This window comes from Rhizobium sp. LjRoot254 (assembly GCF_964254105.1).
GTDB lineage: Bacteria > Pseudomonadota > Alphaproteobacteria > Rhizobiales > Rhizobiaceae > Rhizobium_E.
On sequence record NZ_CAXUSM020000001.1, the window covers coordinates 4,162,669 to 4,187,846 of the forward strand.

Annotated in this window: 22 protein-coding genes; 17 read left to right on the forward strand and 5 right to left on the reverse strand. The window is 61.5% G+C overall.

Translation table 11 applies throughout. The features are described 5' to 3' along the window. Positions 1 to 10: 10 nt before the first annotated feature. Genes ACSQ26_RS20505 through ACSQ26_RS20520 form a run of 4 tightly spaced genes read left to right on the forward strand, consistent with a single transcriptional unit; the run spans position 11 to position 3,402 of the window. Positions 11 to 325, forward strand: coding sequence for a hypothetical protein (locus ACSQ26_RS20505; RefSeq protein WP_436012121.1), 315 nt, complete (start codon positions 11 to 13; stop codon positions 323 to 325). After that, positions 322 to 810: a type II toxin-antitoxin system VapC family toxin gene (locus tag ACSQ26_RS20510; RefSeq protein WP_436012123.1), complete on the forward strand. Its 489-nt coding sequence runs from the start codon at positions 322 to 324 to the stop codon at positions 808 to 810. Before ACSQ26_RS20505 ends, ACSQ26_RS20510 begins: the two co-directional genes overlap by 4 nt. Continuing rightward, entirely contained in the window at positions 807 to 2,429 is a 1,623-nt protein-coding gene (locus ACSQ26_RS20515; RefSeq protein WP_436012125.1) for an ABC transporter ATP-binding protein, read from the forward strand. The genes ACSQ26_RS20510 and ACSQ26_RS20515 overlap by 4 nt, the downstream gene beginning before the upstream one ends. Before the next feature lie 13 nt (positions 2,430 to 2,442). Beyond that, complete coding sequence (locus ACSQ26_RS20520) at positions 2,443 to 3,402, forward strand: 2-hydroxyacid dehydrogenase (RefSeq protein ID WP_436012127.1); 960 nt, start codon at positions 2,443 to 2,445, stop codon at positions 3,400 to 3,402. 377 nt (positions 3,403 to 3,779) lie between these two features. Here the strand turns inward: ACSQ26_RS20520 and ACSQ26_RS20525 are convergent, their stop codons facing one another. Both ACSQ26_RS20525 and ACSQ26_RS20530 read right to left on the reverse strand, forming a co-directional pair. Further along, on the reverse strand, positions 3,780 to 4,202 hold the full coding sequence (locus ACSQ26_RS20525; RefSeq protein WP_436012129.1) for a YciI family protein: 423 nt from the start codon (positions 4,200 to 4,202) through the stop codon (positions 3,780 to 3,782). A 95-nt stretch (positions 4,203 to 4,297) separates the two neighbouring features. Further along, complete coding sequence (locus tag ACSQ26_RS20530) at positions 4,298 to 5,398, reverse strand: lactonase family protein (RefSeq protein ID WP_436012131.1); 1,101 nt, start codon at positions 5,396 to 5,398, stop codon at positions 4,298 to 4,300. Positions 5,399 to 5,600: 202 nt separating this feature from the next. On the opposite strand from ACSQ26_RS20530, the gene ACSQ26_RS20535 reads away from it, so the two are divergent. The 3 genes from ACSQ26_RS20535 to ACSQ26_RS20545 all read left to right on the forward strand — a co-directional run bounded on the left by ACSQ26_RS20535 (position 5,601) and on the right by ACSQ26_RS20545 (position 9,711). Beyond that, the gene (locus ACSQ26_RS20535) at positions 5,601 to 7,298 is read left to right on the forward strand and encodes a long-chain-fatty-acid--CoA ligase (protein ID WP_436012132.1); all 1,698 of its coding nucleotides are present in this window, start codon (positions 5,601 to 5,603) and stop codon (positions 7,296 to 7,298) included. A 284-nt stretch (positions 7,299 to 7,582) separates the two neighbouring features. Further along, positions 7,583 to 9,199: a glucose-6-phosphate isomerase gene (gene pgi, locus ACSQ26_RS20540; RefSeq protein ID WP_436012134.1), complete on the forward strand. Its 1,617-nt coding sequence runs from the start codon at positions 7,583 to 7,585 to the stop codon at positions 9,197 to 9,199. Between the two features lie 8 nt (positions 9,200 to 9,207). After that, positions 9,208 to 9,711 carry an Imm26 family immunity protein gene (locus ACSQ26_RS20545; RefSeq protein WP_436012136.1) on the forward strand — a complete coding sequence of 168 codons (504 nt, stop codon included), beginning with the start codon at positions 9,208 to 9,210 and terminating at the stop codon, positions 9,709 to 9,711. Here ACSQ26_RS20545 and ACSQ26_RS20550 read toward each other — a convergent pair. Continuing rightward, a complete protein-coding gene (locus ACSQ26_RS20550) occupies positions 9,708 to 10,868 on the reverse strand; it encodes a YjgN family protein (RefSeq protein WP_436012138.1) in 1,161 nt (386 codons plus the stop codon). The genes ACSQ26_RS20545 and ACSQ26_RS20550 overlap by 4 nt on opposite strands. 234 nt (positions 10,869 to 11,102) lie before the next feature. Next, a complete protein-coding gene (locus tag ACSQ26_RS20555) occupies positions 11,103 to 11,816 on the reverse strand; it encodes a DUF1428 domain-containing protein (protein WP_436012140.1) in 714 nt (237 codons plus the stop codon). A 95-nt stretch (positions 11,817 to 11,911) separates the two neighbouring features. On the opposite strand from ACSQ26_RS20555, the gene ACSQ26_RS20560 reads away from it, so the two are divergent. The 4 genes from ACSQ26_RS20560 (at position 11,912) to ACSQ26_RS20575 (ending at position 16,046) form a co-directional block, all read left to right on the forward strand. After that, the gene (locus ACSQ26_RS20560; RefSeq protein WP_436012142.1) at positions 11,912 to 12,358 is read left to right on the forward strand and encodes a MarR family winged helix-turn-helix transcriptional regulator; all 447 of its coding nucleotides are present in this window, start codon (positions 11,912 to 11,914) and stop codon (positions 12,356 to 12,358) included. Positions 12,359 to 12,685: 327 nt separating this feature from the next. Continuing rightward, positions 12,686 to 13,345 carry a peroxiredoxin gene (locus tag ACSQ26_RS20565; RefSeq protein ID WP_436012144.1) on the forward strand — a complete coding sequence of 220 codons (660 nt, stop codon included), beginning with the start codon at positions 12,686 to 12,688 and terminating at the stop codon, positions 13,343 to 13,345. A 45-nt stretch (positions 13,346 to 13,390) separates the two neighbouring features. Beyond that, positions 13,391 to 14,428: an MBL fold metallo-hydrolase gene (locus ACSQ26_RS20570; RefSeq protein ID WP_436012146.1), complete on the forward strand. Its 1,038-nt coding sequence runs from the start codon at positions 13,391 to 13,393 to the stop codon at positions 14,426 to 14,428. Between the two features lie 247 nt (positions 14,429 to 14,675). Then, the gene (locus ACSQ26_RS20575; protein WP_436010012.1) at positions 14,676 to 16,046 is read left to right on the forward strand and encodes an IS1182 family transposase; all 1,371 of its coding nucleotides are present in this window, start codon (positions 14,676 to 14,678) and stop codon (positions 16,044 to 16,046) included. Positions 16,047 to 16,253: 207 nt separating this feature from the next. Here ACSQ26_RS20575 and ACSQ26_RS20580 read toward each other — a convergent pair whose 3' ends face one another. Then, entirely contained in the window at positions 16,254 to 17,750 is a 1,497-nt protein-coding gene (locus tag ACSQ26_RS20580; protein ID WP_436012148.1) for a CoA-acylating methylmalonate-semialdehyde dehydrogenase, read from the reverse strand. A 110-nt stretch (positions 17,751 to 17,860) separates the two neighbouring features. On the opposite strand from ACSQ26_RS20580, the gene ACSQ26_RS20585 reads away from it, so the two are divergent. The 6 genes from ACSQ26_RS20585 to ACSQ26_RS20610 all read left to right on the forward strand — a co-directional run bounded on the left by ACSQ26_RS20585 (position 17,861) and on the right by ACSQ26_RS20610 (position 25,176). Beyond that, positions 17,861 to 18,169, forward strand: a complete 309-nt coding sequence (locus ACSQ26_RS20585) for a putative quinol monooxygenase (protein WP_436012150.1) — start codon at positions 17,861 to 17,863, stop codon at positions 18,167 to 18,169. Positions 18,170 to 18,395: 226 nt separating this feature from the next. Beyond that, entirely contained in the window at positions 18,396 to 19,277 is an 882-nt protein-coding gene (locus ACSQ26_RS20590) for a LysR family transcriptional regulator (RefSeq protein ID WP_436012152.1), read from the forward strand. Positions 19,278 to 19,367: 90 nt separating this feature from the next. Next, a complete protein-coding gene (locus ACSQ26_RS20595; protein WP_436012154.1) occupies positions 19,368 to 20,552 on the forward strand; it encodes a DMP19 family protein in 1,185 nt (394 codons plus the stop codon). A gap of 194 nt (positions 20,553 to 20,746) precedes the next feature. Beyond that, on the forward strand, positions 20,747 to 22,633 hold the full coding sequence (locus ACSQ26_RS20600) for a CASTOR/POLLUX-related putative ion channel (RefSeq protein ID WP_436012156.1): 1,887 nt from the start codon (positions 20,747 to 20,749) through the stop codon (positions 22,631 to 22,633). 96 nt (positions 22,634 to 22,729) lie between these two features. Further along, on the forward strand, positions 22,730 to 24,004 hold the full coding sequence (locus tag ACSQ26_RS20605) for an MgtC/SapB family protein (RefSeq protein WP_436012158.1): 1,275 nt from the start codon (positions 22,730 to 22,732) through the stop codon (positions 24,002 to 24,004). 89 nt (positions 24,005 to 24,093) lie between these two features. Further along, positions 24,094 to 25,176, forward strand: a complete 1,083-nt coding sequence (locus ACSQ26_RS20610) for an alkene reductase (RefSeq protein ID WP_436012160.1) — start codon at positions 24,094 to 24,096, stop codon at positions 25,174 to 25,176. Positions 25,177 to 25,178 lie beyond the last annotated feature (2 nt).

A 25,178-nucleotide genomic window follows, 5' to 3' on the forward strand; every position in this document is an offset into this window, starting at 1 on the left:
GTCCGATGCCATGAACAAGATCACGCGCGAACATTATCCCGTGTCGAAGCTGCCAGAAGAGTTGAAGAAGGAGTTCGAAGGGCTCCAGACGGTCAAGATTGTCGGAGATCCGAAGGACCAAGGCAAGACCACTGCCGAACGCATCACCTTCAGAGACTACGAGCATCAATACGAGGAAATGATGTCTCACATCAAACCGATGACGTTGAAGGAGTTATTGGCTGATCGTGAGGCCCACCCGGAAAAATATCGCGGAAATGTTACACCTGAGGAAGCAGTTGCGCGGGTCCGAGAGATCAGAGACGAATGGGATAGTGATCGTTGACGAATTCGATCTATCTCGACACGAATGTTCTGATCGCTTTGTTCGAGGGCAAGGGCTCCTCGCATGACGGCCTATGGAAATTGGTCAGCCTTGCCGTTGGCGACACCACGGCTGTGTTTCACACCAGCGCATTGTCTTTCACCGAACTGTTAACCAAGCCCTACAGAGATCGAAATCACGTTCTGGCCCGGCAGTATCTCCTACTGGCGAGATCTGAAGATTGGCTGTCTGTATGGCCGGTAACCCCTGGCGTGATTGAACTTACGGCAGTGATAAGAGCTCGGTTTCGATTGAAGCTTCCTGACGCCATTCACGTGGCGACCGCCGCGACAAGCCGCTGCCAATACTTGGTGACTTCCGATCTGGGAATCACCGATTTGATGGGTTTGGCGCATCCGATTACCGATGAATCGATCGAAGCGTCAATCAAGGTCATCCGTCCCGACCCAATCTCCCTCGCCGAACTCACACGGACCCTCTCATGACCGAACCGCTTCTCTCCATCCGCGATCTTTCGGTTGCCTTCCACCAGGGCGGCAAGACCTCGGTTGCGGTCGATCACGTGTCGTTCGATATCGCCAAGGGCGAGATCGTGGCCCTGGTCGGTGAGTCGGGTTCCGGCAAATCGGTCACCGCGAATTCGGTGCTGAAGCTCTTGCCCTATCCCTCCGCAAGCCACCCGTCGGGTGAGATCTTCTTCAAGGGCAAGGACCTCCTCAAGGCACGTCCCGAAGAGCTGCGCCATGTGCGCGGCAACGATATCACGATGATCTTCCAGGAGCCGATGACCTCGCTCAATCCGCTGCACAACATAGAGCGGCAGGTCGGCGAGATCCTCCACCTGCATCAGGACATCTCGCGTGAAGCCGGCCGCAAACGCGTGATCGAACTGCTGAAAGAGGTCGGCATCCGCGAGCCCGAGAAGCGGCTCGGCGCTTTCCCGCATGAACTCTCCGGCGGCCAACGCCAACGCGTGATGATCGCCATGGCGCTCGCCAACCGGCCGGAACTGCTGATCGCCGACGAGCCGACCACGGCGCTCGACGTCACCGTGCAGGCGCGCATCCTTGAACTGCTCGCCAAGCTCAAGGCCGATCACGGCATGTCGATGCTGTTCATCACCCACGACCTCGGCATCGTGCGCAAATTCGCCGACCGCGTCTGCGTGATGACCAAGGGCAAGATCGTGGAAACCGGATCGACCGCGGAGATTTTCGCCAATCCGCAGCACGAATATACCAGGCATCTGCTTGCCGCCGAGCCCAAAGGCGAACCGCCGGAATCGGACGCCTCAAAGCCGATCATTATCGAGACCGACAATCTCAAGGTCTGGTTCCCGATCAAGACGGGCTTCCTGCGCCGCACGACTGATTACGTGAAGGCGGTCGATGGCGTCGATCTCAGCCTCAAGGCCGGTCATACGCTGGGCATCGTCGGCGAATCCGGTTCCGGCAAGACGACGCTGGGGCTTGCGATGACGCGGCTCATCGCGTCGAAGGGTCGGGTTGCCTTCGTCGGCCAGGACATCCAGAGTTACAGCTTTTCCGACATGCGGCCGCTGCGCCGCGAGATGCAGATCGTCTTCCAGGATCCCTACGGCTCGCTGTCGCCGCGCATGTCGGTCGGCGATATCGTCGGCGAAGGGCTGTCCGTCCATGAGCCCGGTATCAGCGCCGAAGCGCGCGACGCCCGCGTCTCCGACGCGCTTGCCGAAACCGGTCTCGATCCCGAGACACGACATCGCTATCCGCATGAATTCTCCGGCGGCCAGCGCCAGCGCATAGCGATAGCGCGGGCCATGGTGCTGAAGCCGAAATTCGTCATGCTCGACGAGCCGACCTCGGCGCTCGACATGAGCGTGCAGGCGCAGGTGGTCGAACTGCTGCGCGACCTGCAGGCCAGGCACGATCTCGCCTATCTCTTCATCTCGCACGATCTCAAGGTCGTGCGGGCGCTCGCCAATGACATCATCGTGATGCGCAACGGCAAGGTGGTGGAACATGGTGCGGCGAAAGACCTTTTCGCCGATCCGAAGGAGGACTATACAAAGGCTCTCCTCGCCGCCGCCTTCAACATCGAAGCCGCACCGGTTCCCCCCGCTTGAATACAGGTTTGCCATGTCCGCCAAGAGTCCCGTCATCGTCGATCTCCGCTTTCATCCCGAGCAGGTCCGCGAAGGCCTGAAGAACGCCTTTCCCGGCCGCGAGGTGATCAACCGCGCCGATCCGTCGAGCCGCGACCGTGATCTCTCGGGCGTCGATTATGCCGTGCTGTGGAAGCCGCTCGACGACCTCTTCCTGCGCGCCAAGGATCTCAAGGTGCTGTTCTCCGGCGGTGCCGGTGTCGATCATGTCCTGCAACTGCCGGGCCTTCCCGATCTGCCGCTGGTCCGTTTCGTCGACCACACGCTGACGACCCGGATGAGCGAGTGGATCGTCATGCAGTGCCTGCTGCATCTGCGCCAGCATGTCACTTACGAACGCCAGCGCGCCAAGAAGGTCTGGGCGCCGCTCACCCAGCCGGAGGCCTCCGAACTCACGGTCGGCATCATGGGCATGGGCGTGCTTGGCACCGACGCGGCACGCAAGCTCAAGATCATGGGCTTCAATGTCGTCGGCTGGTCGAAGAGCAAGAAGGACATTCAGGGCGTCGAAACCTTCGCCGGTTCGGAACTCGACGCGTTCCTCGGCAAGACAGACATCCTCGTCGGCCTGCTGCCGCTGACCGATGAGACGCGCGGCATCTTCAATGCCGGCCTGTTCTCGAAACTTCGCCGGGGTGGTGCGCTTGGTGCACCTGTCTTCATCAATGCCGGCCGCGGCGGCAGCCAGGTCGAGGCCGATCTCCTCAAGGCGCTGCAGACCGGCGTTCTGAAGGGCGCGTCGCTCGATGTCTTCGAGACCGAGCCGCTTCCATCGAATTCGCCGTTCTGGACGATGGACAATGTCGAGATGACGCCGCATTCGGCAGCCGATTCCGATATCCGGGCGCTGTTTGCCCATGTCGAACGGCAGATCGAGCGATTCGAGGCGGGCCAGTCCCTGGAGAATCTGGTGTCGCGGGACGCGGGTTACTAAAGCCCCTCATCTGCCTGCCGGCATCTTCCCCCCGCTCGCGGCAGGGCTATTGCATATGGAACTGTGGGCGGGGCAAGCGGCTTGCTCCCGCTTCTCCCCTTGGGGAGAAGGTGGCCGAAGGCCGGATGAGGGGTTGCGCGAAGCGCCTTCGATGCGGCTGGGAACCCCTCATCGCCTCGCATGCGCTCGGCACTTCTCCCCAAGGGGAGAAGCGGGCGCCTGCGGCGACCGACGCGTTCCATACGCAATAGCCCTGCCGCTCGCGGGGAGAAGGGACTTGTGACTCGGCCTCGGCTTTCGCCCGCATTGAGATCGTGGCACCGACGTGCGCCCAGCGCCCCTCACCCCGCTTCAGTGGGCCACGGTAAGTGGCAACTTTACTGATTGGCGAGCTTCTCACGCATCCGATCTTCCTGTTCGACAAGCTCCGGCGTCATCGCCTCGCCGAAATCGGCCATCTCGAATACCTGGCGGATTTCGAGTTCACTCGGGCCAGGCATCGGATTGGGGCAGCGCTTGGCCCATTCGACCGCCTCGTCCATGTCCTTGACCTGCCAGATCCAGAAGCCTGCGATCAGTTCCTTGGTTTCGGCGAAGGGGCCGTCGATCACGAGGCGGCTGGCGCCGTCGAAGGCGATGCGTTTGCCGCGCGACGAGGGATGGAGGCCTGCGCCGTCCTTCATGATGCCGGCATTGACCAGTTCCTCGTTGTACTTGCCCATGGCTTCCAGCAGTTCCGTCGAGGGCATGATGCCCGCTTCGCTGTCCTTCGTCGCCTTTACGATAACCATCACTTGCATCGAATTTCTCCTGTTTGAACCTCAAGGGATCGCATTCCCTGCCCGAACGACGCTTGAACTCTTTCGCTCCCGACACTCTCGGAAAAATATTTCGCTCAATCGAGAAAGATAGCGTCCATGGCCGCGGGCAATTCGAAATCGCCATGCGGCAGAGCAGTGAGTTTGCCGCTCTCGAAGTCGCGCGAGAACAGCGTGACATTACCCGATTTGTTGTTCGCGACCGCCAGAACGCGGCCAGTGCTGTCGAGCCGGATCGCGCGCGGAAACCTGCCGCCGCAGGGCACTTCCTCAAGATAGCGCGCCATGCCGGTTTCCGGATCGATCCAGAAGATCGCGATCGTGTCGGGGCCACGGTTGCCCATCATCAGGTAGCGCCCGTCAGGCGCGATCACCAGCCCCGAGGGATAGTTGGCCTGCTTCGTTCCCAGCCTGCTGACCGCGCCCTTGCCGGGCACATTGGTGGCCGCATCCGAATCCACGATATCAGCCGTGCCCGCCGCCGGATCGTAGCGCAGGGTCACCAGGGTCGAATCGAGTTCGGTACAGACATAGATGAGCGGCTCCGTGGGATGGAACGCGCAATGGCGCGGCCCGGAACCGGCCGGCAATTTGATCTGCGAGGCGAAACCAAGGGCACCAGACGCGGCATTGAAATGATAAAGCCACAGGCCATCGGTGCCGAGATCGACTGCCGCCAGCAGCCTGTTATCCGGGCTGAACGCCACACAATGGGTGTGCGGCGTCGCCTGCCGATCCGGGTCGGGGCCGCGGCCATCGTGCCGGGCCGATGCCGCCATATCGCCGAGCATGCCATCGACCTGAACCGGAAATAGGGCGACCGAGAGGTCCTGGCCCTTCGCCTCGCCGCGATAATTCGCCACCGCGAGCCAGCGCCCGGTCTGGTCGATGGTGAGATGCACGGCCGCATGGCCGCCGGTCCCGACGCTGCCAAGCAAAGTGAGGCCATCGGCATCGAGCCTGAGCGCACTGATCCGGCCTTCCGCGCTGTTTTCGGAGGCCACATAGAGCACCTTGTGCAGGCTCGACAGGGCGAGGTAGGAGGGATCGGGCACCGCATGCGAGACGAAAACCGCCTGTGCGGCGGCACCTTCGTCACCAGAAAACAGCGTCGCCGCCGGCTTCACTGCCCGGCCGTGCCTGTCCTTGCCCTTTGCCGATGCTGTTGCAAAGCGCATTTGCGTCCACCGTTTTGAATCCCGATTTTCGTCTATCCCATGCTGCGGCGTGCCGGTCCAGCATGCCATGCAACGACATTAAATTGACGTTTACGTAAAATGTTGATGGCCGCCGATTTCCCTTGCAGGATCAGGTGACATTGCCCATCTTGAATGGAACGGCGCGGTTGGGGAGCCGCCCGGTGACGTGGAGGAGAAAAGCATGACGGGCGCAACCCCCGCAACGGAAGACCGGCTCGCCGGAAGGCTCTGGCTCAAATCGTATCCGGCAGGCATTCCGGCCGAGATCGCGCCGCTCGAACACACATCCGTGGCCGGTCTCTTCGAGGAGAGCTGCAGGAAGTTCGCGTCCAAGACCGCATTCATCTGCATGGGCAAGACCATGACCTATGCCGAGCTCGACCGTGAGTCGGCGAAAGTCGCGGCATGGCTGCAGGCGCGTGGCCATGTGAAAGGCGACCGCATCGCCGTCATGCTGCCCAACGTGCTGCAATATCCCGTGGTGACCATGGGCATCCTGCAGGCCGGGCTGACGGTCGTCAACGTGAACCCCCTCTACACGCCGCGCGAACTCGAATACCAGCTCAAGGATTCGGGCGCGACGGGCATATTCGTGCTGGAGAACTTCGCTCGTACGGTGCAGCAGGTGATCACCAAGACCCAACTGAAGACGGTGGTCGTCGGCACGATGGGCGACATGCTGGGCCTCAAGGGCCATATCGTCAATTTCGTCGTCCGGACGGTCAAAAAACTAGTGCCCGAATGGTCGCTGCCGGGACATGTTCCGTTCAAATCACTCATGGCGAGCACCGGCGATTTCAAGCGGCTGGACCTCGGCCTCGATGACGTGGCCTTCCTGCAATATACCGGCGGCACGACGGGCGTTTCCAAGGGCGCGGTGCTCACCAACCGCAATGTCCTGTCGAACGCCGCGCAAAGCCAGATCTGGCTGACCGCCGCCTACAAGATGCAGGGCGCCGACACGTCGAATATCCTCTATGTCTGCCCGCTGCCGCTCTACCATATCTTCGCGCTGACCGTGAACATGGTGATGGGCATGAGCGAGGGCGCCGCCAACCTGCTGATCCCCAATCCGCGCGACATTCCCGGCTTCGTCAAGGAACTCGGCAAGTACAAGGTCAATTTCTTCCCCGGCCTCAACACCCTGTTCAACGCGCTGGCAAATAACGAGGATTTCAAGAAGCTCGACTTCTCGGCCCTGATGCTCACGGTCGCGGGCGGCATGGCCTGCCAGCGCGCTGTCGCCGACAAATGGGAGGCTGCGACCGGCAATGTCATCCTCGAGGGTTACGGCCTCTCGGAGACCTCGCCCGTCGCCGCCGTCAATCCGCCGGGCTCTACCGTCTTCTCCGGCACGATCGGCCTGCCGATTCCCTCCACCGAGTTCGATATCCGCGACGATGACGGCAGGACCGTGCCGCTCGGCCAGGTCGGCGAGATCTGCATCCGGGGTCCGCAGGTCATGGCCGGCTACTGGAACCGGCCGGAGGAAACTGCAAGCGTCATGACGCCGGACGGCTATTTCCGCTCCGGCGACATGGGCTTCATGGACGACCGCGGCTTCATCAAGATCGTCGACCGCAAGAAGGACATGATCCTGGTCTCCGGCTTCAACGTCTATCCCAACGAGGTCGAGGAAGTCGCCGCCACCCATCCCGGCGTGCTGGAGGCGGCGGCCATCGGCGTGCCCGACGAACGGACCGGCGAAGCGGTCAAGCTCTTCATCGTCCGCAAGGATCCGGCCCTGACCGCCGAGGCGATCAAGGAATTCTGCGCCCAGGGCCTGACCAACTACAAGCGGCCGCATCTGGTGGAGTTCCGGGATAGTTTGCCGAAGACCAATGTGGGGAAGATTTTGCGGAAGGAACTCAGGGGGTAGGCGTCGTCATTCGTGGCTTCACCCCCCTGTGTCCTGCCGGACATCTCCCCCTCAAGGGGGGAGATTGGATAGACGCACCGCCTCCGCTCTTCTAGCTTCGTCGAGCCAGCCAGCAACTTTTCTGTATGACGACGATCCCACCTCTAGCCAATCTCCCCCTTGAGGGGGAGATGTCCGGCAGGACAGAGGGGGGTGTGATTTTCTCCAATCCTTGCCTTCGAACGCCCTTGTTCCAACCCATCGAAATGAGTAGCGTCCCGCCGCATCCACGAAGGAGAAACGCCATGCCCGCGATCGTCGAACAGCTCAAGGAAGCCGCTCTTTCCGCCAAAGCCACCGAGATCCGCGAGGCCTTCGCGGCCGACCCCCAGCGCTTCGAAAAATACCATGCCTGGTTCGAGGATCTGCTGTTCGATTACTCCAAGACAGCGGTCAACGACACGATCCTCGGCCTGCTCGAACAGCTCGCCGCCGAAGCCGGCGTTGCTGCCAAGCGCGAGGCGATGTTCAAGGGCGAGATCATCAATATCACCGAAAAGCGCGCCGTGCTGCACACCGCGCTCCGCAATCGCGCGAACACACCCGTGATGGTCGATGGCAAGGATGTGATGCCTGAGGTCAACGCCGTGCTGATCGCCATGGTCAAGTTCGCCGACCACATCCGCGACGGCCGCCTCAAAGGCGCGACCGGCAAGAAGATCACCGATGTCGTCAATATCGGCATCGGCGGCTCCGACCTCGGGCCGGCGATGACGACGCTGGCGCTGGCGCCTTATCACGACGGCCCGCGCCTGCATTATGTCTCCAACATCGATCCCGCGCATATATCGGATACGCTGAAACTGGTCGCACCCGAGACCACCCTCTTCATCATCGCATCGAAGACCTTCACCACGATCGAGACGATGACCAATGCCCAGACGGCGCGGCGCTTCATCGTCGATGCGCTCGGCGAAGACGCGGTGATGCATCATTTCGCCGCCGTCTCGACGGCGCTCGAAAAGGTCAATGCCTTCGGCATCGACCCGATCCGCGTCTTCGGCTTCTGGGATTGGGTCGGCGGCCGCTACTCCATCTGGTCAGCCATCGGCCTGCCGCTGATGCTCGCCGTGGGACCGGAGAATTTCGACAAATTCCTCGATGGCGCGCATGCCATGGACAACCATTTCCGCTCGGCGCCGCTGAACAAGAACATTCCGATGCTGCTCGGCCTGATCGGCTTCTACCAGCGCAATGTGCTGGGCTATACGTCGCGCGCGGTGATCCCCTACGACCAGCGGCTGTCGCGCTTCCCAGCCTATCTCCAGCAGCTCGACATGGAATCGAACGGCAAGGGCGTGGTGATGGACGGCTCGCCGGTGAAAGGGTCTTCCGGCCCTGTCGTCTGGGGCGAGCCCGGCACCAATGGCCAGCACGCCTTCTTCCAGCTGCTGCACCAGGGCACCGATATCATCCCGGTCGAATTCATGATCGCCAAGGAAGGCTTCGAGCCCGACCTGCGCTACCAGCATGAACTGCTGATGTCGAACTGCGTGGCGCAAAGCCAGGCGCTGCTCAAGGGCCGCACGGTGGCCGAAGCCAAGGCGCAACTGCTCGCCCAGGGTTGGGATGCGGCCCAGGCCGACACGATCGCGCCGCACCGCTATTTCTCGGGCAACCGCCCGTCGATCACCTTCGTGCACGACAAGCTGACGCCGTTCGCACTCGGCCGCCTGATCGCGCTCTACGAGCACCGCGTCTTCGTCGAGGGCGTGCTCTTCGGCATCAACAGCTTCGATCAGTGGGGCGTGGAACTCGGCAAGGAACTGGCGACGGGGCTGTTGCCGGTGGTTCAGGGAAGCAAGGGCACCGAGGGGTTGGACAGTTCGACGGTCGGGTTGGTGGCGGCGCTGAGGGGATAGCGATTTCAATGGCAAGGGTTCCGTATAAGGAGGGCGATCTCTTCGCCGTGCCATTGCGCTCCGAGGGATATGGGATCGGTATCGTCGCCCGCGCCGCAAAATATGGCGGGACGTTCATCTTTGGATACTTCTTTGATCGCGCGTTTCCGGTCGTTCCATCATTGGCCGAAGTTGAGTCGCTCAGCGTGGCAGATGCGATCTACGTTACCAAGTTTGCGAACCATGGCTTGAAGTCCGGCGAATGGCCGATCCTTGGAGCGGCAGCGCTGTTTGAACGAGCGAAATGGCCGATGCCTCAGTTCTTCAGGAAAGAAATACTCTACGGAAAAGCCGCTTGGCTCGTTACCTATGATGAAGACCGCCCGGGCAGATTCATTAATGAGTTTCGGTGTGACCCGAGCCTGGCTGGCCAATTCCCCGACGACTTCATAGATTTTTACGGCGCCGTGGAGATAAAGCTTTCAATGATGCTGGCGGACGGCCGTGGCTCAAGGGCGATCTCGACGTTCTAGAACCCCAAATCAAACCCATCCGAATCCATGAATTCCGAGCCGAAGGCGCTGCCCGAGGTTTCGAGTTCAGCCTGAAGTTCCTCCATATCTCCGGTGATCCATATCCCCGTGAACGCGACGAGGAATCGCCGTTCACGCACCGCCGCCCAGGGCCTGAGTAGGCCGAGGCTCAAGATCGTCACGACAGTGTTCGAGATCAGGATCCATGCATAGCGCATGCGCGGGATATCGCTGACCAGCCGGTGCCTGCCGTCGAAGGTCGCGGCGCTCCACATGACATTGCGCACGCCGGTGCGATAGATGATCAGCATCAGGTAGTAGGCGAGCAGGAAGGGAATGATCGCGATATAGCTGAAAATCGCGTGGAAGATCGCCCGCCACCATTCCGAACGCATGACCTCGGTGGGCATCACCTGGTATTCATGCAGCATTGCATAGCCGATGAGATAGCTCGTCGGCAGTAATCCGACGACCAGCACGATCGCCGGCAGCCAGATTGTCTTGTAGATCGTCCAGATCCTGCCCGTCGTGTCGAACCGCCGCCCGCCATAGCTCACGCCGTCAAACATGTAGCGATAGTAGATCTTGCTGAAGATCGGCGCGAGCAGTCCGATAGAGAAGAGGCCGAGCAGGCCGCCCAGGAGCACGCTGATATAGGCCTTGCTCAGCTTGCCATGGAAGTGGAAGCGCAGGTTGCGGTAGCTCGTCACCTTGGCCTTGAAGCGCAGCGCGCGCTCGACGAGCCAGGGGAAGATGCCCAGCACCACGGCGAGCACGCCAAGCGAGGCGAGCGGATAGGTATCGACGATCAGATTGTAGCCGATCAGGTAGGCCGCCACGAGGAGCCAGCCCTTGAGCAACTGCCCGCCGGTCGCGTGATAGTCGAAGGCAAAACCACCGAGCGTGGTGTTGGCGTGGAAATATCGGTTGCGCCGCACCTTGGCCCAGGGCGCATACAGACCCAGGGTCAGAAGCGTGAAAAGCGTGTTGACGACCCAGATGCCGAAATATTCGCGCGCATTGCCATGGAATTCGGCCCGATGCAGCACGTGCGTTTCTTCGAGGCGGCGTTGCTCGGTGAACAGCGCCGCGGCCTGTTCCTCGCGGCGTATGCGATCTCTCTCGGCGCCGTCCACGACGGCTACATCCATGACCATGCACGCTTCCTCAGACCGGCGCGTCGGCGCCTTGACCGCATACTCACCACAAAGTTGCAGGACGGGCAAGGCCGCGTTCGACCTGCTTCCGCACGGCGTATGTGTTTCTCTGTGGAAGACGTATCAGGCGCCCCATCACATCGACATGGCGGCATTGAGAGGGTGACAACGAAAAAGGGCCGAGCTTTGGCTCGACCCTTCCCTCGATGCGGAAAACAGGTGGCGGTCCCGCCTTCACGCATCCATGACAGGCACGAAGCCTCCGCTGACCCGGCGCGACTCGTCCTGTGGCGGGTTGCCCTGGTGCATGCGCGGATCGGTGAATATCTTCTGCCAGGCGGCATCGCGCACGGCCTTGGAAGGCCACTCGACCCAGGAGAAGACCACGGCCTCGTCGGCACCGGCATTCACCGAGCGGCGGAAGTCCGTGACCTTTCCGTCGGGAATATTGTCGCTCCACGCATCGACGATCCGCGTCGCGCCGTGTTCAGTCAAGATATCGGCGACGGTATTGGCGTAGGACAGGTAGGCGTCCTTGCTGTCCTTGGGCGTCGGAACCAGCGAACCGTCGATATAGCCGGCCTTTCCACGCCGGCCCTTCTCGAGAATTCCATCGAACCCGCCCCAGATCATGCGCTGGCCGTCGAACGGCATGTCCTTGCCGAGTTCTTCCATGCGCGGATCGGACATGATCTTCTTGGTGGCATCGTCGGCGGCGGATTTCGAGGCATATTCGTGCCAGGAAAACACGATCTTTTCCTCCGGCGTCGCCTTCACCGCACGGCGGAAATCCGTGCGTTCGCCTTTCGGCACGTCATCATCCCATGCCTCGACCTGGCGCGCGGCGCCAAATTCGCGAAACAGCGGCTCGCCGGCCCTGGCCGAGTCGATATAGGCCTGCCGGTTGGTCGCCGGCACGGCGCAGACAAATCCTGAAACGTAGGTCATGACTTTCTCCTCTCTGGTATTCCCCCCATTGGGAAGCGTCGGCTCCTAAAAAGGCATTCTGTTGACATTTGGGTTGATATCAACATAATTAACCCATGTCAAATCACGCGCCCGTCCCTTTCGAAACCACGCTCCATGTCAGGGACCATTGCCTCTGCCTCGCCGCCCAGCGTGCCGCACGCTCGCTTGCCCGGCGATTCGACGAGGCGCTGAAGCCCGCCGGCATTACCAGCGGCCAGTTCTCGCTGCTGATGTCGCTCAACAGGCCCGAACCGCCCCCGATGGGCGCCGTCGCATCACTGCTTGCCATGGATCGCACGACGCTGACGGCGAACCTCAAGCCGCTGGAGCGTCGGGGGCTCGTTGAGCTCCTGACCGACATCAGGGATCGCCGCAGCCGGCGGATCAGGCTCACGGATGCCGGCATGAGCACGCTCAACGCAGCAATGCCGATCTGGGTCGGCACCCATGCTGAGATCGACGAGCGGCTCGGAGATACCGAGGTGTCGGCGTTGAGAGCGGGCCTGCGGGCGGTGGCATGAACGCTCGATTTCGAAGGTAACCGGCGACGGAGCAATTCCTCATCCGGTGCACGACCTCGATTGCCCGCCTGTGGCAGATGCTATAGTGTCGAGCGTGCGAAGAGCTTGACAATAACTGCCGCACGATCACTCATGGAGCGCGGACGTTGTTGCCGCCGTTACTTGGACGCCCGGAGTTGTGCAAACACCCTCTTACCACGCTCTGAAAAAGATCCAACCGACGAAGACTGCCCGCCACTGGCTGTAGGGCTTCCTCGGGGCAGTGCAAGCGGGAAGCACAATCGCCGCGCACCAACATCATGATTTCGAACAGGGAGAAGATCGATCATGTCACTCAGAATCAACGATATTGCACCCGACTTCACGGCGGACACCACCCAGGGATCAATCTCGTTCCACGAATGGCTGGGCACATCCTGGGGCGTCCTGTTCTCGCACCCCAAGGATTTCACGCCCGTCTGCACCACGGAACTGGGCTACATGGCGCGGCTGAAGCCGGAATTCGACAAGCGGAATGTCAAGATCATCGGTCTGTCGGTCGATCCGGTGGACAGGCACGCGGGCTGGGCGGCCGACATCGCCGAAACGCAGGGCTATGCGCCGAACTTCCCGATGATCGGCGATCCCACGCTTGCCGTCTCCAAGCTCTATGACATGCTCCCGGCCGCCGCCGGCGACAGTTCGGAGGGCCGGACGGCTGCCGACAACCAGACCGTCCGCAACGTCTATGTCATCGGGCCGGACAAGAAGATCAAGCTCCTGATCTCCTACCCGATGACCACCGGCCGCAACTTCGATGAAGTGCTCAGGGTGATCGACTCCCTCCAGCTCACGGCCAAGCATCGCCTTGCCACGCCGGTCAACTGGCAGCCGGGCGACGACGTCATCATCGCCGGCTCGGTCACCAACGACGAGGCCAAACAGCTTTATCCCGAAGGCTGGAAGGAACCCAAGCCCTATATCCGGATCGTGCCGCAGCCGCTTTAGGGCAGACGTCGGGATGGACATACGAGCAGATCGATGGAGTGAATCATGTTGTTTCGACAGCTTTTTGATAGCGCTTCGGGAACATACACCTACCTCATCGCCAGCAGGCCCGGCGGTGAGGCCCTGATCATCGATCCGGTGCTCGAAAAGGTCGACCGCTACCTCCAGCTCGTGCGAGAGCTGGACCTCAAGCTGGTCAAGGCGGTCGATACCCATCTTCATGCCGATCACATCACCGGTCTGGGCGCACTGCGCGACCAGACCCATTGCATCACCGTGATGGGCGAGCAGACCAAGGCCGATGTCGTCGCCATGCGGGTCGCCGAAGGCGATCGCGTCGCGATCGAAGGCCTCAGCCTCGACGTGCTCTACACGCCGGGACACACCGACGATTCCTACTCCTTCGTCATGGGCGGCCGCGTCTTTACGGGCGATACGCTGCTCATCCGCGGCACCGGCCGTACGGATTTCCAGAACGGCGATCCGCGGGCGCAGTACGATTCGATCTTCAACAAGCTCCTGCGCCTGCCCGACGACACGCTGCTCTATCCCGCCCATGACTACAAGGGCGACACCGTATCGACGATCGGCGAGGAGAAGCGCTACAATCCGCGACTGCGCGTGAAGTCGATCGACGAATATGTCGACCTGATGAACAACCTCAACCTGCCCAACCCGAAGATGATGGACGTCGCAGTGCCCGCCAATATGCGCGTCGGCCTTCACCAGGACGAGGTCGCCCGCAAGGGTTGGGCGGTGTCGCCGACGGTCGCGCGCGCGCTGCAGGGCCGCCCCGATGTCGCCATCGTCGACCTCCGCGAGAAAAGCGAGCGCGAACGGCACGGCATCATATCGGGCTCGCTACATGTGCCCTATCCCGACCTCGTGGAAAGCCTCGGCGCAGGCGGCATCCTGCAGGAACTTGCCGCCGCCACGGGCAAACGGATCGTCTTCTATTGCGCCTTCGGCGAACGCTCGGCAATGGCTGTCCAGGCCGCGCAGGACGCCGGCCTGAAAAGCGCCTGCCACATCGAGGGCGGTATCGACGCATGGAAGAAGGCGGATGGGCCGGTGAGTTCGTAGCCCGTTTCGATGGACGGAACGATGGCCGCCGGGCGGTTTCAGTAAAGACCCCGCCCCGAAACCCCTCCCCACAAGGGGGAGGGGCCAACTTGCCACACCGCCCCTACCCGCTTCGCGCATCGCAGTTCGCTGAACGTATAGACGTTGGCGAAGTCGTGCCACGGGTTAAGCCCCTCCCCCTTGTGGGGAGGGGTCAGACTGATGACAAACCCCTGGTGATTTCTGGGGGTTTGTGATTCACTGGGACATGTTGAAGAAACCAGCGCCCCAGCAGACCGCGCTTGAGATGGTCAGTCTCGAGAGTTTGGTTCCCGCAGATCACCTGCTTCGCAAGATCGATGCGGTGATCGACTTTTCTTTCATTCACGATCGCGTTGCGGGGCTCTACTGCCCCGACAACGGCCGCCCGCCGCTCGATCCGACCTTGATGTTCAAGGCCCTGTTCATCGGCTATCTCTATGGCGTGCGTTCCGAGCGCCAACTGGTGCGCGAGATCGAAGTCAATGTCGCCTATCGCTGGTTCCTGCGGCTGAGGTTGACCGATCCGGTGTTCGATGCCTCGACGCTGTCGCAGAACCGCAGGCGGCGCTATCAGGATGCGTCGGTGGCCCAGGATATCTTCGATGCGATCGTCGAGCAGGCGATCGGTCACGGCCTGGTCGATGGCCGGGTTCTCTACACCGATAGCACGCATCTCAAAGCCAATGCCAACAAGGGCAAATATGATCTTGCGATGGTCGCCAAGTCGCGCGCTGATTATTGGGACGACCTAGACCTTGCCATCGACGCGGATCGCATCGCCCATGGCAAGTCGCCGCTGAAGGAGAAGGAACGTGAGCCGGAGGTGAAGGAAACCAAGGTGTCTCGCGCCGACCCGGAGAGCGGCTACATGGTGCGGGATGGCAAGCCGAAGGGCTTCTTCTATCTCGACCACCGCACGGTCGATGGCAAATTCGCCATCATCACCGACACTTACACCACGCCGGCCAATGTCCATGACAGCATCGTCTATCTTTCCCGGCTCGACCGGCAGCGTCAGCGCTTCGACTTCGACGTCCAGGCGGTGGGCCTGGATGCGGGCTATGCGGCGGCAGGCATCGCCAAGGGCTTGGAAGATCGCGAGATCACCGGCATCACCGGCTATCGCAACCCGACGCCGCCCAAGCCGGGCATGATGCGCAAGTCGAAATATGCCTTTGAGCCGGAGACCGACGGCTATCGTTGTCCCGAGGGACAGTTACTGACCTTTGCCACCACCGACCGCAACGGCTACCGGCATTACACCTCCGATCCAGCCATCTGCCAAACGTGTCCGCTGCTTGCCTCCTGCACATCCAATGCCAAGGCGATCCGCACCATCACCCGCCATGTCTGGGCCGACGCCCGCGAGCGAACCGACGCCCACCGCCTGACCCCGAAGGGCAAGGCGATCTACAAGCGACGAAAGGAGACGGTCGAGCGCTCCTTTGCCGATGCCAAGCAGCTTCACGGCCATCGCTACGCGCGCTTCCGAGGTCTGGTCCGCGTCACCTGCCAGTGCCTGCTGGCCGCTTGCGCCCAGAACATCAAGAAAATCGCCATGGCAATGGCCCCAAAGCCATCCCCAAGACCCGCATGAGCGGGGCAAACCCCTCATCGCAGCCGACAAAACCCAACCCAAAAACCGCGCCATCCAAAAACAACAAAACCCGCCGAAAATATCGACGGGTTTGTCAGCAGTCTGGCCCCTCCCCCTTGTGGGGAGGGGTCTTTCTTTGAAATGCAAAAAGCCGGCGAAGATATCCCCGCCGGCTTCCATATTTGATAGCTTCGATCTTCCGATCGCTTACTTCATCGTCGGGATCGAGAACTCGGCACCATCCTTGATGCCCGAGGGCCAGCGGCTCGTCACCGTCTTGGTGCGGGTCCAGAACTTGAACGAGTCCGTACCGTGCTGGTTGAGGTCGCCGAAGGACGAGGATTTCCAGCCGCCGAACGAGTGGTAGGCGAGCGGCACCGGGATCGGAACGTTGATGCCGACCATGCCGATGTTGATGCGGGATGCGAAATCGCGGGCGGCGTCGCCGTCGCGGGTGTAGATCGCGACGCCGTTGCCATATTCATGCTTCATCGGCAGTTCGAGCGCGTCCTCGTAGTTCTTGGCGCGGACGACCGAGAGCACCGGCCCGAAGATTTCCTGTTTGTAGATGTCCATATCAGGCGTGACATGGTCGAACAGGCAGCCGCCGACGAAATTGCCGTTTTCATAGCCCTGGAGCTTGAAATCGCGGCCGTCGACGACGAGCTTGGCGCCTTCCTCGACGCCCTTGTCGATCAGGCCGAGAATGCGTTGCTTGGCCTCCCTGGTCACGACCGGACCCATGTCGGCCTTGTCGTCGGTATAGGGACCGATGCGCAGCGATTCCACCATCGGGGTCAGCTTGTCGATCAGGCGGTTGGCGGTGTCCTCGCCGACGGGGACGGCCACCGAGATCGCCATGCAGCGCTCGCCGGCCGAACCGTAGCCGGCGCCGATCAGGGCCTGCGCGGCCTGGTCGAGGTCGGCATCGGGCATGATGATCATGTGGTTCTTGGCACCGCCGAAGCACTGGGCGCGCTTGCCGTTCATCGCAGCCGTGCCATAGACGTAGCGGGCGATCGGGGTCGAGCCGACGAAGGAGACGGCGGCGATATCGGGATGGGTCAGGATCGCATCGACCGCGCCCTTGTCACCGTTGACGACATTGAGGATGCCGGCCGGGAGGCCTGCCTCGATCATCAGTTCGGCAAGGCGGATCGGCAGCGACGGATCGCGCTCGGACGGCTTGAGGATGAAGGCATTGCCGCAGGCAATAGCAGGGGCGAACATCCACATCGGGATCATGCCGGGGAAGTTGAACGGGGTGATGCCGGCGCCGATGCCGACGGCCTGGCGGATCGAATACATATCGATATTGGGGCCGGCGCCTTCGGTGAATTCGCTCTTGGTGAGGTGTGGGGCGCCGGTGACGAATTCGCAGACTTCCAGGCCGCGGATCACGTCGCCCTTGGCGTCCTCGATCGTCTTGCCGTGTTCACGCGACAGCATTTCGGCCAGTTCGTCCATGTTGTCGTTGAGCAGTGCCACGAACTTCATGAACACGCGGGCGCGGCGCTGCGGGTTGGTCGCTGCCCATTTTGGCTGCGCTGCCTTGGCATTCTGCACGGCGGCATCGAGTTCGGCGTCGCTTGCCAGCGCCACCTCGGCCTGGATTTCGCCGGTCGCGGGGTTGAAGACATTGGCCTTGCGGCCCGATGTGCCGGCAACCTGTTTGCCGCCGATGAAATGCCCGATCTGATACATGGGATCCTCCTTGATCGTTATGGCGCGGAGTTTACGCTTCAATTTGCACAAAGCAATGGAATGGAATAAGCATCCGTTGTGCGTGGATTGAAGTAAGGATTGTGTCTGTCATGGATGGCAAGATCGTCAGAATCGCGGAACTGGAGATCGATCCGGAGCAGTTGGAGGCCTATCGCGCGTTGCTCGCGGAAGAGATCGAGGCATCGGTCGAGAGGGAGTCCGGGGTGTTGATGCTGCATGCCGTGGCGGAGAAGGAACGGCCGGAGCAGGTCAGGATACTGGAGGTCTATGCCGACAGGGCGGCATATGAGGCGCATCTGCTGACGCCGCATTTTATCAAGTACAAGACGGGTACGGCTGGCATGGTGAAGTCACTCAGGCTGGTGGATGTCGAGCCGGTCATGATGCGGGGGAAGTGATGCGCACGAACCAACGCCGCCCCAATTCATCTCAAAGACCCCGCCCCAAACCCCTCCCCACAAGGGGGAGGGGCTTAACGTGCCGCGCCCGCAGTGCCCCAAGCAACGTTGCTCCTTGTCGGTACGCTCGATGCGAACGGGAGCATTGCCACAGGTTGGCCCCTCCCCCTTGTGGGGAGGGGTTTCGGGGCGGGGTCTTCTTTTCCAAACTCAGCGAGCGCCACCCATGAACTGGGACGACATCCGCATCTTCCTCGCCGTGGCCCGCTCGGGCCAGATCCTCGCCGCCTCAAAACGGCTGGGGGTCAACCACGCGACCCTCTCCCGCCGCCTCACCGCGCTGGAAGAGGCCCTGAAAACCCGCCTCTTCATCCGCCGCACCAATGGCTGCGAACTCACCGCCCAGGGCGAGATGTTCCTCGCTTCGGCCGAGCGGATGGAAACCGAGATGCTCGCGGCGCAATCGAGCCTCGGCCGTACCGATACCGCGATTGCCGGCACCGTGCGGATCGGCGCGCCGGATGGCTTCGGCGTCTCGTTCCTCGCGCCGCGCATGGGCCGGCTGATCGAGCGGCATCCGGAACTCCGCATCCAGCTCGTGCCGGTGCCGCGCGCCTTCTCGCTTTCCAGCCGCGAGGCCGATATCGCGATCACGCTCGAACGGCCGGAGCAGGGCCGCCTCGTCTCCTCGAAGCTCACCGACTATACGCTCGGCCTCTACGCCTCTCGCGACTATGTCGAGGCCCATGGCGCACCTGAAGATGCCGAAGCGCTGAAAGCCCACCGCCGGATCGCCTATGTCGAGGACCTGATCTTCTCGCAATCGCTGAACTTCACCGGCGAGGTGATGCGCAACTGGGACGCCGGCTTCGAGATCTCATCCGCCACCGGCCAGACCGAGGCAGTCCGCGCCAGCGCCGGCATCGGCATCCTGCACAATTATATCGCCCGGCAGTATCCGGATCTCGTCCGCGTCATGGCGGAAACATCGATCCAGCGTACCTACTGGACGATCTTCCACGAAAGCGCCCGCGACCTCGCCCGCGTCCGCATCGTCGCCGATTTCCTGCACGAGATCGTGCGGGAGGAAAAGGGGGTGTTTCTATGATTTTCGTTTGAAGTGCGTGACAGCAGTAACTTGCGCCGCACGCAGTTGAATGACAAAATCTGTCTCTCAACCCCTGAGCGAGACGCCGCAATGCCTGCATCGACACAACTTGTTTTTATCCCCGCCTCGCTTGCCGACGGCAGCGCCGACAGCTTTGATACGGTGCTCTCCGTGTTGGACTACGCTGACGCGATGCTGGGCCGAGGCTATTACGAACCGGAGGAGCTTCCCAGCAAGGTCATGCAGCTGTCTGGCATGAATGAATATTACGGCGAGGTCATGAACGGCGGGCATTTGCAGTTCATCGACAACGCCCAGGACAAACTGGGCGGCGCCATCCGACAAGCGAAGGGCGGCTTTTCTGCCATGGGAGCCACCGGTTATCTATCTATATTGCTGGAACTTGAGACCTGGTTGAACGCCAACGGCTTTCAAGAGGGACAGCCGTTCGAGGGTGGTGAATTCGATCACGATCCTGAAGCCTATTTGGATCAGCTCGATGATCGATTGTACCAGCTTGATCAAACCTACCGCATGCATGATGTCGCCGCACGTTGGCTGCTGGGTTGGGACAATCTACGAATAGTGGAAGACGAGAAGCTTCAAGCCATCCGCGACGCACAGGTCATGGTCAATCCACTGAGGATACCGCGCCAGATAAGGCGGCGAATTTCTCGATTTGAGCAGCGCATTGGCGATTCCTCGACCGTCGGCCTCGCCTTGGCCGTGGCGTCCATATCTCGCCGCGAGACATTTCTGGAGATAGTGGGAGGTAGACCCCGAATGACGGACGGAAAAGCCAGCATGCTTTGGTTGCTGCGGACATCCAACGGAGAAAGACTTGGTGTCAGCCACGAGGATGGAGCCGAGATTTTCTCAAGTGAGGAAGTCGATTTCTACAGCAGTAATTATGACGCACCGCTTCGCCGCAGGCTGGGATACGCTGATCGGCGATCAATTGATGCGGTACTTGCCTACGATGGTCTCGACGCTGTTGCCGTGTCAGCCGATATGCTGCTTCGAAAACATCACCCCGATCTTGAAGAAAAGACGTTTTTGGCACCCGCGCTCTATCGCGACGGCCAGCCGCCCATTTTCAGCCTATGCGCCGGAAACAAACAGTACATGCTGTCGGAAGCCGAGGACGGCTTTACCGTGACGGATATCAATCGAGATGAAGCTGTCGAACGAATTCGCCACGAAGATATCGAAGCATATTTGAACGAAGTCAAATTGCTTGAGTCGGATGCCGAAGCGTTGCCTTCCATTCACTGAAACTGGCGCCAAAGTCTTCCGCGTCCGCATCGTCGCCGATTTTCTCCACGAGATCGTGCGGGAGGAACGCGGCATATGGTAAATGGATCACTATTAACTCTGTGATGTATTTATTTCACGTCGGCACTCCCCACGCCCTATAAATCAGACCCCGGACGCGTCTATACGAAGCGGATGGACTTGAGGGGACGGACGTGAAGCAGAAGATCAAACTTTCCAGCAAATTGCGGTACTGGTTCGACAAGACCATGGCGGCCGGCACCGGCGCGCTGATCGGCTGGCTGGGCATCATCTCGCTCGCGATCATCCTTGCCTTCGGCGCCCTCATCGCGATCACCGGCATTGCGCAGGAGGGCGGAGAAAACCTGAACTTCGCCGAGGCTGCGTGGGAAACGCTGATGCGCACGCTGGACGCCGGCACGATGGGCGGCGACACGGGCTGGATATTCCGCGGCGTCATGCTGCTGGTCACGCTCGCGGGGATCTTCGTCGTCTCCACCCTGATCGGCGTGCTGAGCTCCGGCATCGAAAGCAAGCTCGACCAGTTGCGCAAGGGCCGTTCCGAGGTGCTGGAAAAAGACCATACGATCATCTTCAACTGGTCGCCCTCGATCTTCGACGTCATTTCCGAACTCGTCATCGCCAATGAAAGCCGCAGGCGGCCGCGCATCGTCGTCATGAGCGACAAGGGCAAGGTGGAAATGGAGGAGGAGATCGCCGCCAAGGTGCCCGATCTCAAGAACACCAAGGTTATCTGCCGTCATGGCGACCCGACCGATCTCTACGATCTCGCCATCGTCAATCCCAACGCCTCGCGGTCGATCGTGATCCTGTCGCCGGAGGCAGCCGATCCGGATTCCAGCGTCGTCAAGACGATCCTGGCGCTCACCCAGAATCCGAGCCGCCGCGACGGGAAATACCGGATCGCCGCCGAAATCCGCGACCCCGCCAATGCCGAACTCGCCGAGATCGTCGGCGGTGGCGAGGCGCAGCTGGTGCTGGCCGATGACCTGATCTCCCGCATCGTCGTCCATTCCAGCCGCCAGCCGGGCCTGAGTGCGGTCTATACCGAACTCCTCGATTTCGACGGTTCCGAGATCTACACCACCGAGGAGCCGAAGCTCGAGGGCAAGTCGATCGCCGAGGCCGCGATGTCCTACGAGACCAGCACCGTCATCGGCATCGTCTCAATCGAGGGGCAGGTCGATCTCAACCCCGACAAGGCGCACAGGATCGAGAAGGGCGAACGGCTGATCCTGGTCGCCGAGGACGACGACGCCATCACCTACAAGCCCTTCACCGGCTCGATCGACCGGTCGCTGATCCGCAAGGCCGGAGAGCCGCGCATTGCGCCCGAGCGGACATTGCTGCTCGGCTGGAACCGCCGCGCGCCGATGATCGCCTCTGAGCTCTCGCGCTTCGTCGCGCCCGGCTCGGTGCTGACCATCGTCGCCGACACGCCGGACCTCCAGGCCAAGGCGCGCCATATCGCGCTCAACGGCACCAACCTTACGCTCGATATCCGCGAGGGGGATTCCTCTTCGCGGGCTGAACTCAGGGAGATCGATCCCATTTCCTACGATCACGTGCTGGTGCTCGGCTATAACGAGGACCTCGATCCGCAGCCCGCCGACACCCGCACGCTGGTGACGCTTCTGCATCTGCGCCAGATCGCCGAAAGCGCGGGCAAGCATTCGAGCGTGGTCAGCGAAATGATCGATATCCGGAACCGCGAACTGGCCGAGGTCAGCAAGGCCGACGACTTCGTGGTCAGCAACAAGCTGGTCAGCCTGATGCTCGCCCAGGCGGCGGAGAACGAATATATTACCCGCATCTTCGGCTGCCTGCTCGACGAGGACGGCTCGGAACTCTATCTGAAGCCGGCGACTGACTATGTCGAAGCCGGCGTCGAGGTCGATTTCTATACCGTCACCATCGCAGCCATGCTGCAGGGCCAGACCGCCATCGGCTATCGCAGGCGCAATGGCGCGGGCACATGGTCGGTCCGGATCAATCCGTCGAAATCGGCGAAAATCACCTTCGCGGAAGGCGAACAAGTGGTGGTTCTGTCGCCGAACTAGAGCGCACGCGCACGCCACCGGCAAGGGCGCGGCCCCTTGACTGATCGTGCACCTTGCTGCCCCATAGGGTGTCTGTCCTGAGGGAGATCCGATCGCATGGAGCCACTCGTCGTCAATCTCGGTCTCGCGCTCGCCATCGGCCTGCTGGTGGGGCTGGAGCGCGGCTGGCGGGAACGCGAGGCTCCAGCGGGCAGTCGCACGGCCGGCATCCGTACTTTTGGCATATCCGGCCTGCTGGGCGGTGTGATGGCGGCCCTTGGTGCCGCGGCCCAGAATGTCCTCATCCTGCCTGCCGGGTTCCTTGGTTTTGCCGCCGTCTTCGCCTGGTTCAAGTGGCAGGAGTCGGTCGACGATGAGAGTTTCAGCGTTACCGGCGTCGTGGTCGCGCTGGCGGTCTTCGCGCTCGGGGCGCTCGCCGTATCCGATCGTCCCACCGAGGCGGCGGCAGGCGGTGCAGCGCTCGCTGCCGTGCTTGCCAGCCGCGAAATGCTGCATGGCCTGCTTGAGCGACTGAGCTGGCTCGAAGTCCGCTCCGCGCTCATCCTGGCCGTGATGACAGCAGTCGTCCTGCCGCTGCTGCCGTCCGAGCCGATCGATCCCTGGGGCGCGATCAATCCGCGCGAGATCTGGATCTTCACCATTCTTCTCGGTGCCTTCTCCTATCTCGGCTATATTCTCACCCGCATCGCCGGAGCTTCGCGCGGCATGATCTACAGCACGCTGGCTGGATCGCTGGTGTCCTCGACGGCCATGACGCTGTCGCTTGCCCGCACTGAGGGCAGCCCACGGCGCCGGGCGGGTGCCGCCTCTCTCGCCGCCATGGTGTCGATCCTGCGGGTGCTCGCCTATTCCCTCTTCGTGGCGCCCGCGGTCATGATGGTCGTGCTGCCGGCGGCACTTGCCGCCGCAGCCACCTTTGCGCTTTCGGGCTGGCTCCTGATCACCCGGACGCCGGAAAGCGAAGCTGCCGAGCATTCGGACCGTAATCCGCTCGAACCAAAAACCATCGCCATTTCAGCTGTCATTTATGCGGCCATGTCGCTGATCGGCGCACTTTCGGCCAAGTACCTCGGCTCCGAGAGCCTGCCGATCACGGCAGCCATCACAGGAATGGCGGATGTCGATGTCGCTGTTCTTTCCATGCTGCGACTGCAGGGTGGCGCCATCGCGGCGGAGATTCTGGCACTCGCGGTTCTCGCCGCCTTCGCTTCGAACGCGATCTTCCGGATGATCAGCGCGGCAACCATCGCACCACCCGGCTTTTCGATACCGCTCGGCATCGTCACGCTGCTCGCGATCGGGCTTGGTTTCGCCGTCCACATGCTGGTACCGGCCCTCTCCCTGACGTTCCCAAATAGCGCGCTCCAATAAAAATCAAAAAATTTCGCAATACATGTTGCCAACCACGCATCTCGTTCCTAGATATCGGTTGCCAACCACATATACCCGGAGAGCTCGCCATGAATTCCCTTTGGACCCCGACCACGCTCGGTCACATCAATTTGCCGCATCGCCTTGCACTCGCCCCGATGACCCGCAGCCGCGCCAATGCCGATGGCACTCCCACCGGCCTTGTTCCCACCTATTACGCCCAGCGCGCCTCGCTTGGCCTGTTGATCACCGAAGGCACCCAGCCCTCGGAAGACGGCCAGGGCTACATGCTGACACCCGGTATCCATAGCCAGGAGCAGGTTGCTGCCTGGACGAAAGTCGCCACTGCCGTCCATGCTGAAGGCGGCCATATCTTCATGCAGATCATGCATGCCGGCCGCATGGGCCATGTCGACAACACCCCGCACCATCGCGATCTTCTCGCTCCTTCGGCAATCGGCGCCAATCAGCCGATGTACACGCCGACAGGTCCGCAGACGACATCCGCGCCGCGCGAGATGACTGTCGACGATATCAAGCAGACGGTTCAGGATTTCCGCCAGGCCGCCCGCAATGCGATCGATGCCGGCCTGGACGGCGTGGAAATCCACGGCGCCAACGGCTATCTGATCAACCAGTTCCTCGCCCCCAACGCCAATATACGCACCGATGCCTATGGCGGCACGATCGAAAACCGCGCCCGCTTCGCGCTTGAAGTGGCCCGCGCCATCGTCGATGAAATCGGCCCCGAGCGCACCGGCATCCGCCTGTCGCCCGGCCTTGCCATCGGCGGCCTGGAAGATGGTCCGGAAGGCGAGGATCTCTATCGCTACCTGATCGGCGAACTCAACAAGCTGGGTCTGGTCTATCTCCACATCCACCACTTCGGCAACGATACGTTCCTTGCCGATGTCAGAGCCCGCTGGTCGCAGAAGCTGCTCGTGCTGCGCTACGACCGGCCGCTGCAAGACATCGCCTGGGATGTGGAGATGGGCCTTGCCGACATCGTCCCTGTCGGCCGCTGGGGCCTGGCAAACCCTGATTTCGTCGAGCGCCTCAAGGCCGGCGCCGAACTCAACGAGCCTGATGCGTCGACGTTTTACTCCGGCGGTGCTAAAGGTTATATAGATTATCCGACCCTGCAACAGAGCCCGGCCGTGGCGGTTGCCTAAAC

Excerpts from the sequence above, each read along its gene's own strand:
- ACSQ26_RS20525 (WP_436012129.1), bottom strand. The coding sequence starts at position 4,202 with ATGCAAGTGATGGTTATCGTAAAGGCGACGAAGGACAGCGAAGCGGGC.
- ACSQ26_RS20570 (WP_436012146.1), top strand. The coding sequence starts at position 13,391 with ATGTTGTTTCGACAGCTTTTTGATAGCGCTTCGGGAACATACACCTAC.
- ACSQ26_RS20590 (WP_436012152.1), top strand. The coding sequence starts at position 18,396 with ATGAACTGGGACGACATCCGCATCTTCCTCGCCGTGGCCCGCTCGGGC.
- ACSQ26_RS20595 (WP_436012154.1), top strand. The coding sequence starts at position 19,368 with ATGCCTGCATCGACACAACTTGTTTTTATCCCCGCCTCGCTTGCCGAC.
- ACSQ26_RS20580 (WP_436012148.1), bottom strand. The coding sequence starts at position 17,750 with ATGTATCAGATCGGGCATTTCATCGGCGGCAAACAGGTTGCCGGCACA.
- ACSQ26_RS20520 (WP_436012127.1), top strand. The coding sequence starts at position 2,443 with ATGTCCGCCAAGAGTCCCGTCATCGTCGATCTCCGCTTTCATCCCGAG.
- ACSQ26_RS20575 (WP_436010012.1), top strand. The coding sequence starts at position 14,676 with ATGTTGAAGAAACCAGCGCCCCAGCAGACCGCGCTTGAGATGGTCAGT.
- ACSQ26_RS20585 (WP_436012150.1), top strand. The coding sequence starts at position 17,861 with ATGGATGGCAAGATCGTCAGAATCGCGGAACTGGAGATCGATCCGGAG.
- ACSQ26_RS20505 (WP_436012121.1), top strand. The coding sequence starts at position 11 with ATGAACAAGATCACGCGCGAACATTATCCCGTGTCGAAGCTGCCAGAA.
- ACSQ26_RS20530 (WP_436012131.1), bottom strand. The coding sequence starts at position 5,398 with ATGCGCTTTGCAACAGCATCGGCAAAGGGCAAGGACAGGCACGGCCGG.
- ACSQ26_RS20565 (WP_436012144.1), top strand. The coding sequence starts at position 12,686 with ATGTCACTCAGAATCAACGATATTGCACCCGACTTCACGGCGGACACC.
- ACSQ26_RS20605 (WP_436012158.1), top strand. The coding sequence starts at position 22,730 with ATGGAGCCACTCGTCGTCAATCTCGGTCTCGCGCTCGCCATCGGCCTG.
- pgi (WP_436012134.1), top strand. The coding sequence starts at position 7,583 with ATGCCCGCGATCGTCGAACAGCTCAAGGAAGCCGCTCTTTCCGCCAAA.
- ACSQ26_RS20555 (WP_436012140.1), bottom strand. The coding sequence starts at position 11,816 with ATGACCTACGTTTCAGGATTTGTCTGCGCCGTGCCGGCGACCAACCGG.
- ACSQ26_RS20610 (WP_436012160.1), top strand. The coding sequence starts at position 24,094 with ATGAATTCCCTTTGGACCCCGACCACGCTCGGTCACATCAATTTGCCG.
- ACSQ26_RS20560 (WP_436012142.1), top strand. The coding sequence starts at position 11,912 with ATGTCAAATCACGCGCCCGTCCCTTTCGAAACCACGCTCCATGTCAGG.
- ACSQ26_RS20535 (WP_436012132.1), top strand. The coding sequence starts at position 5,601 with ATGACGGGCGCAACCCCCGCAACGGAAGACCGGCTCGCCGGAAGGCTC.
- ACSQ26_RS20550 (WP_436012138.1), bottom strand. The coding sequence starts at position 10,868 with ATGGTCATGGATGTAGCCGTCGTGGACGGCGCCGAGAGAGATCGCATA.
- ACSQ26_RS20545 (WP_436012136.1), top strand. The coding sequence starts at position 9,208 with ATGGCAAGGGTTCCGTATAAGGAGGGCGATCTCTTCGCCGTGCCATTG.
- ACSQ26_RS20515 (WP_436012125.1), top strand. The coding sequence starts at position 807 with ATGACCGAACCGCTTCTCTCCATCCGCGATCTTTCGGTTGCCTTCCAC.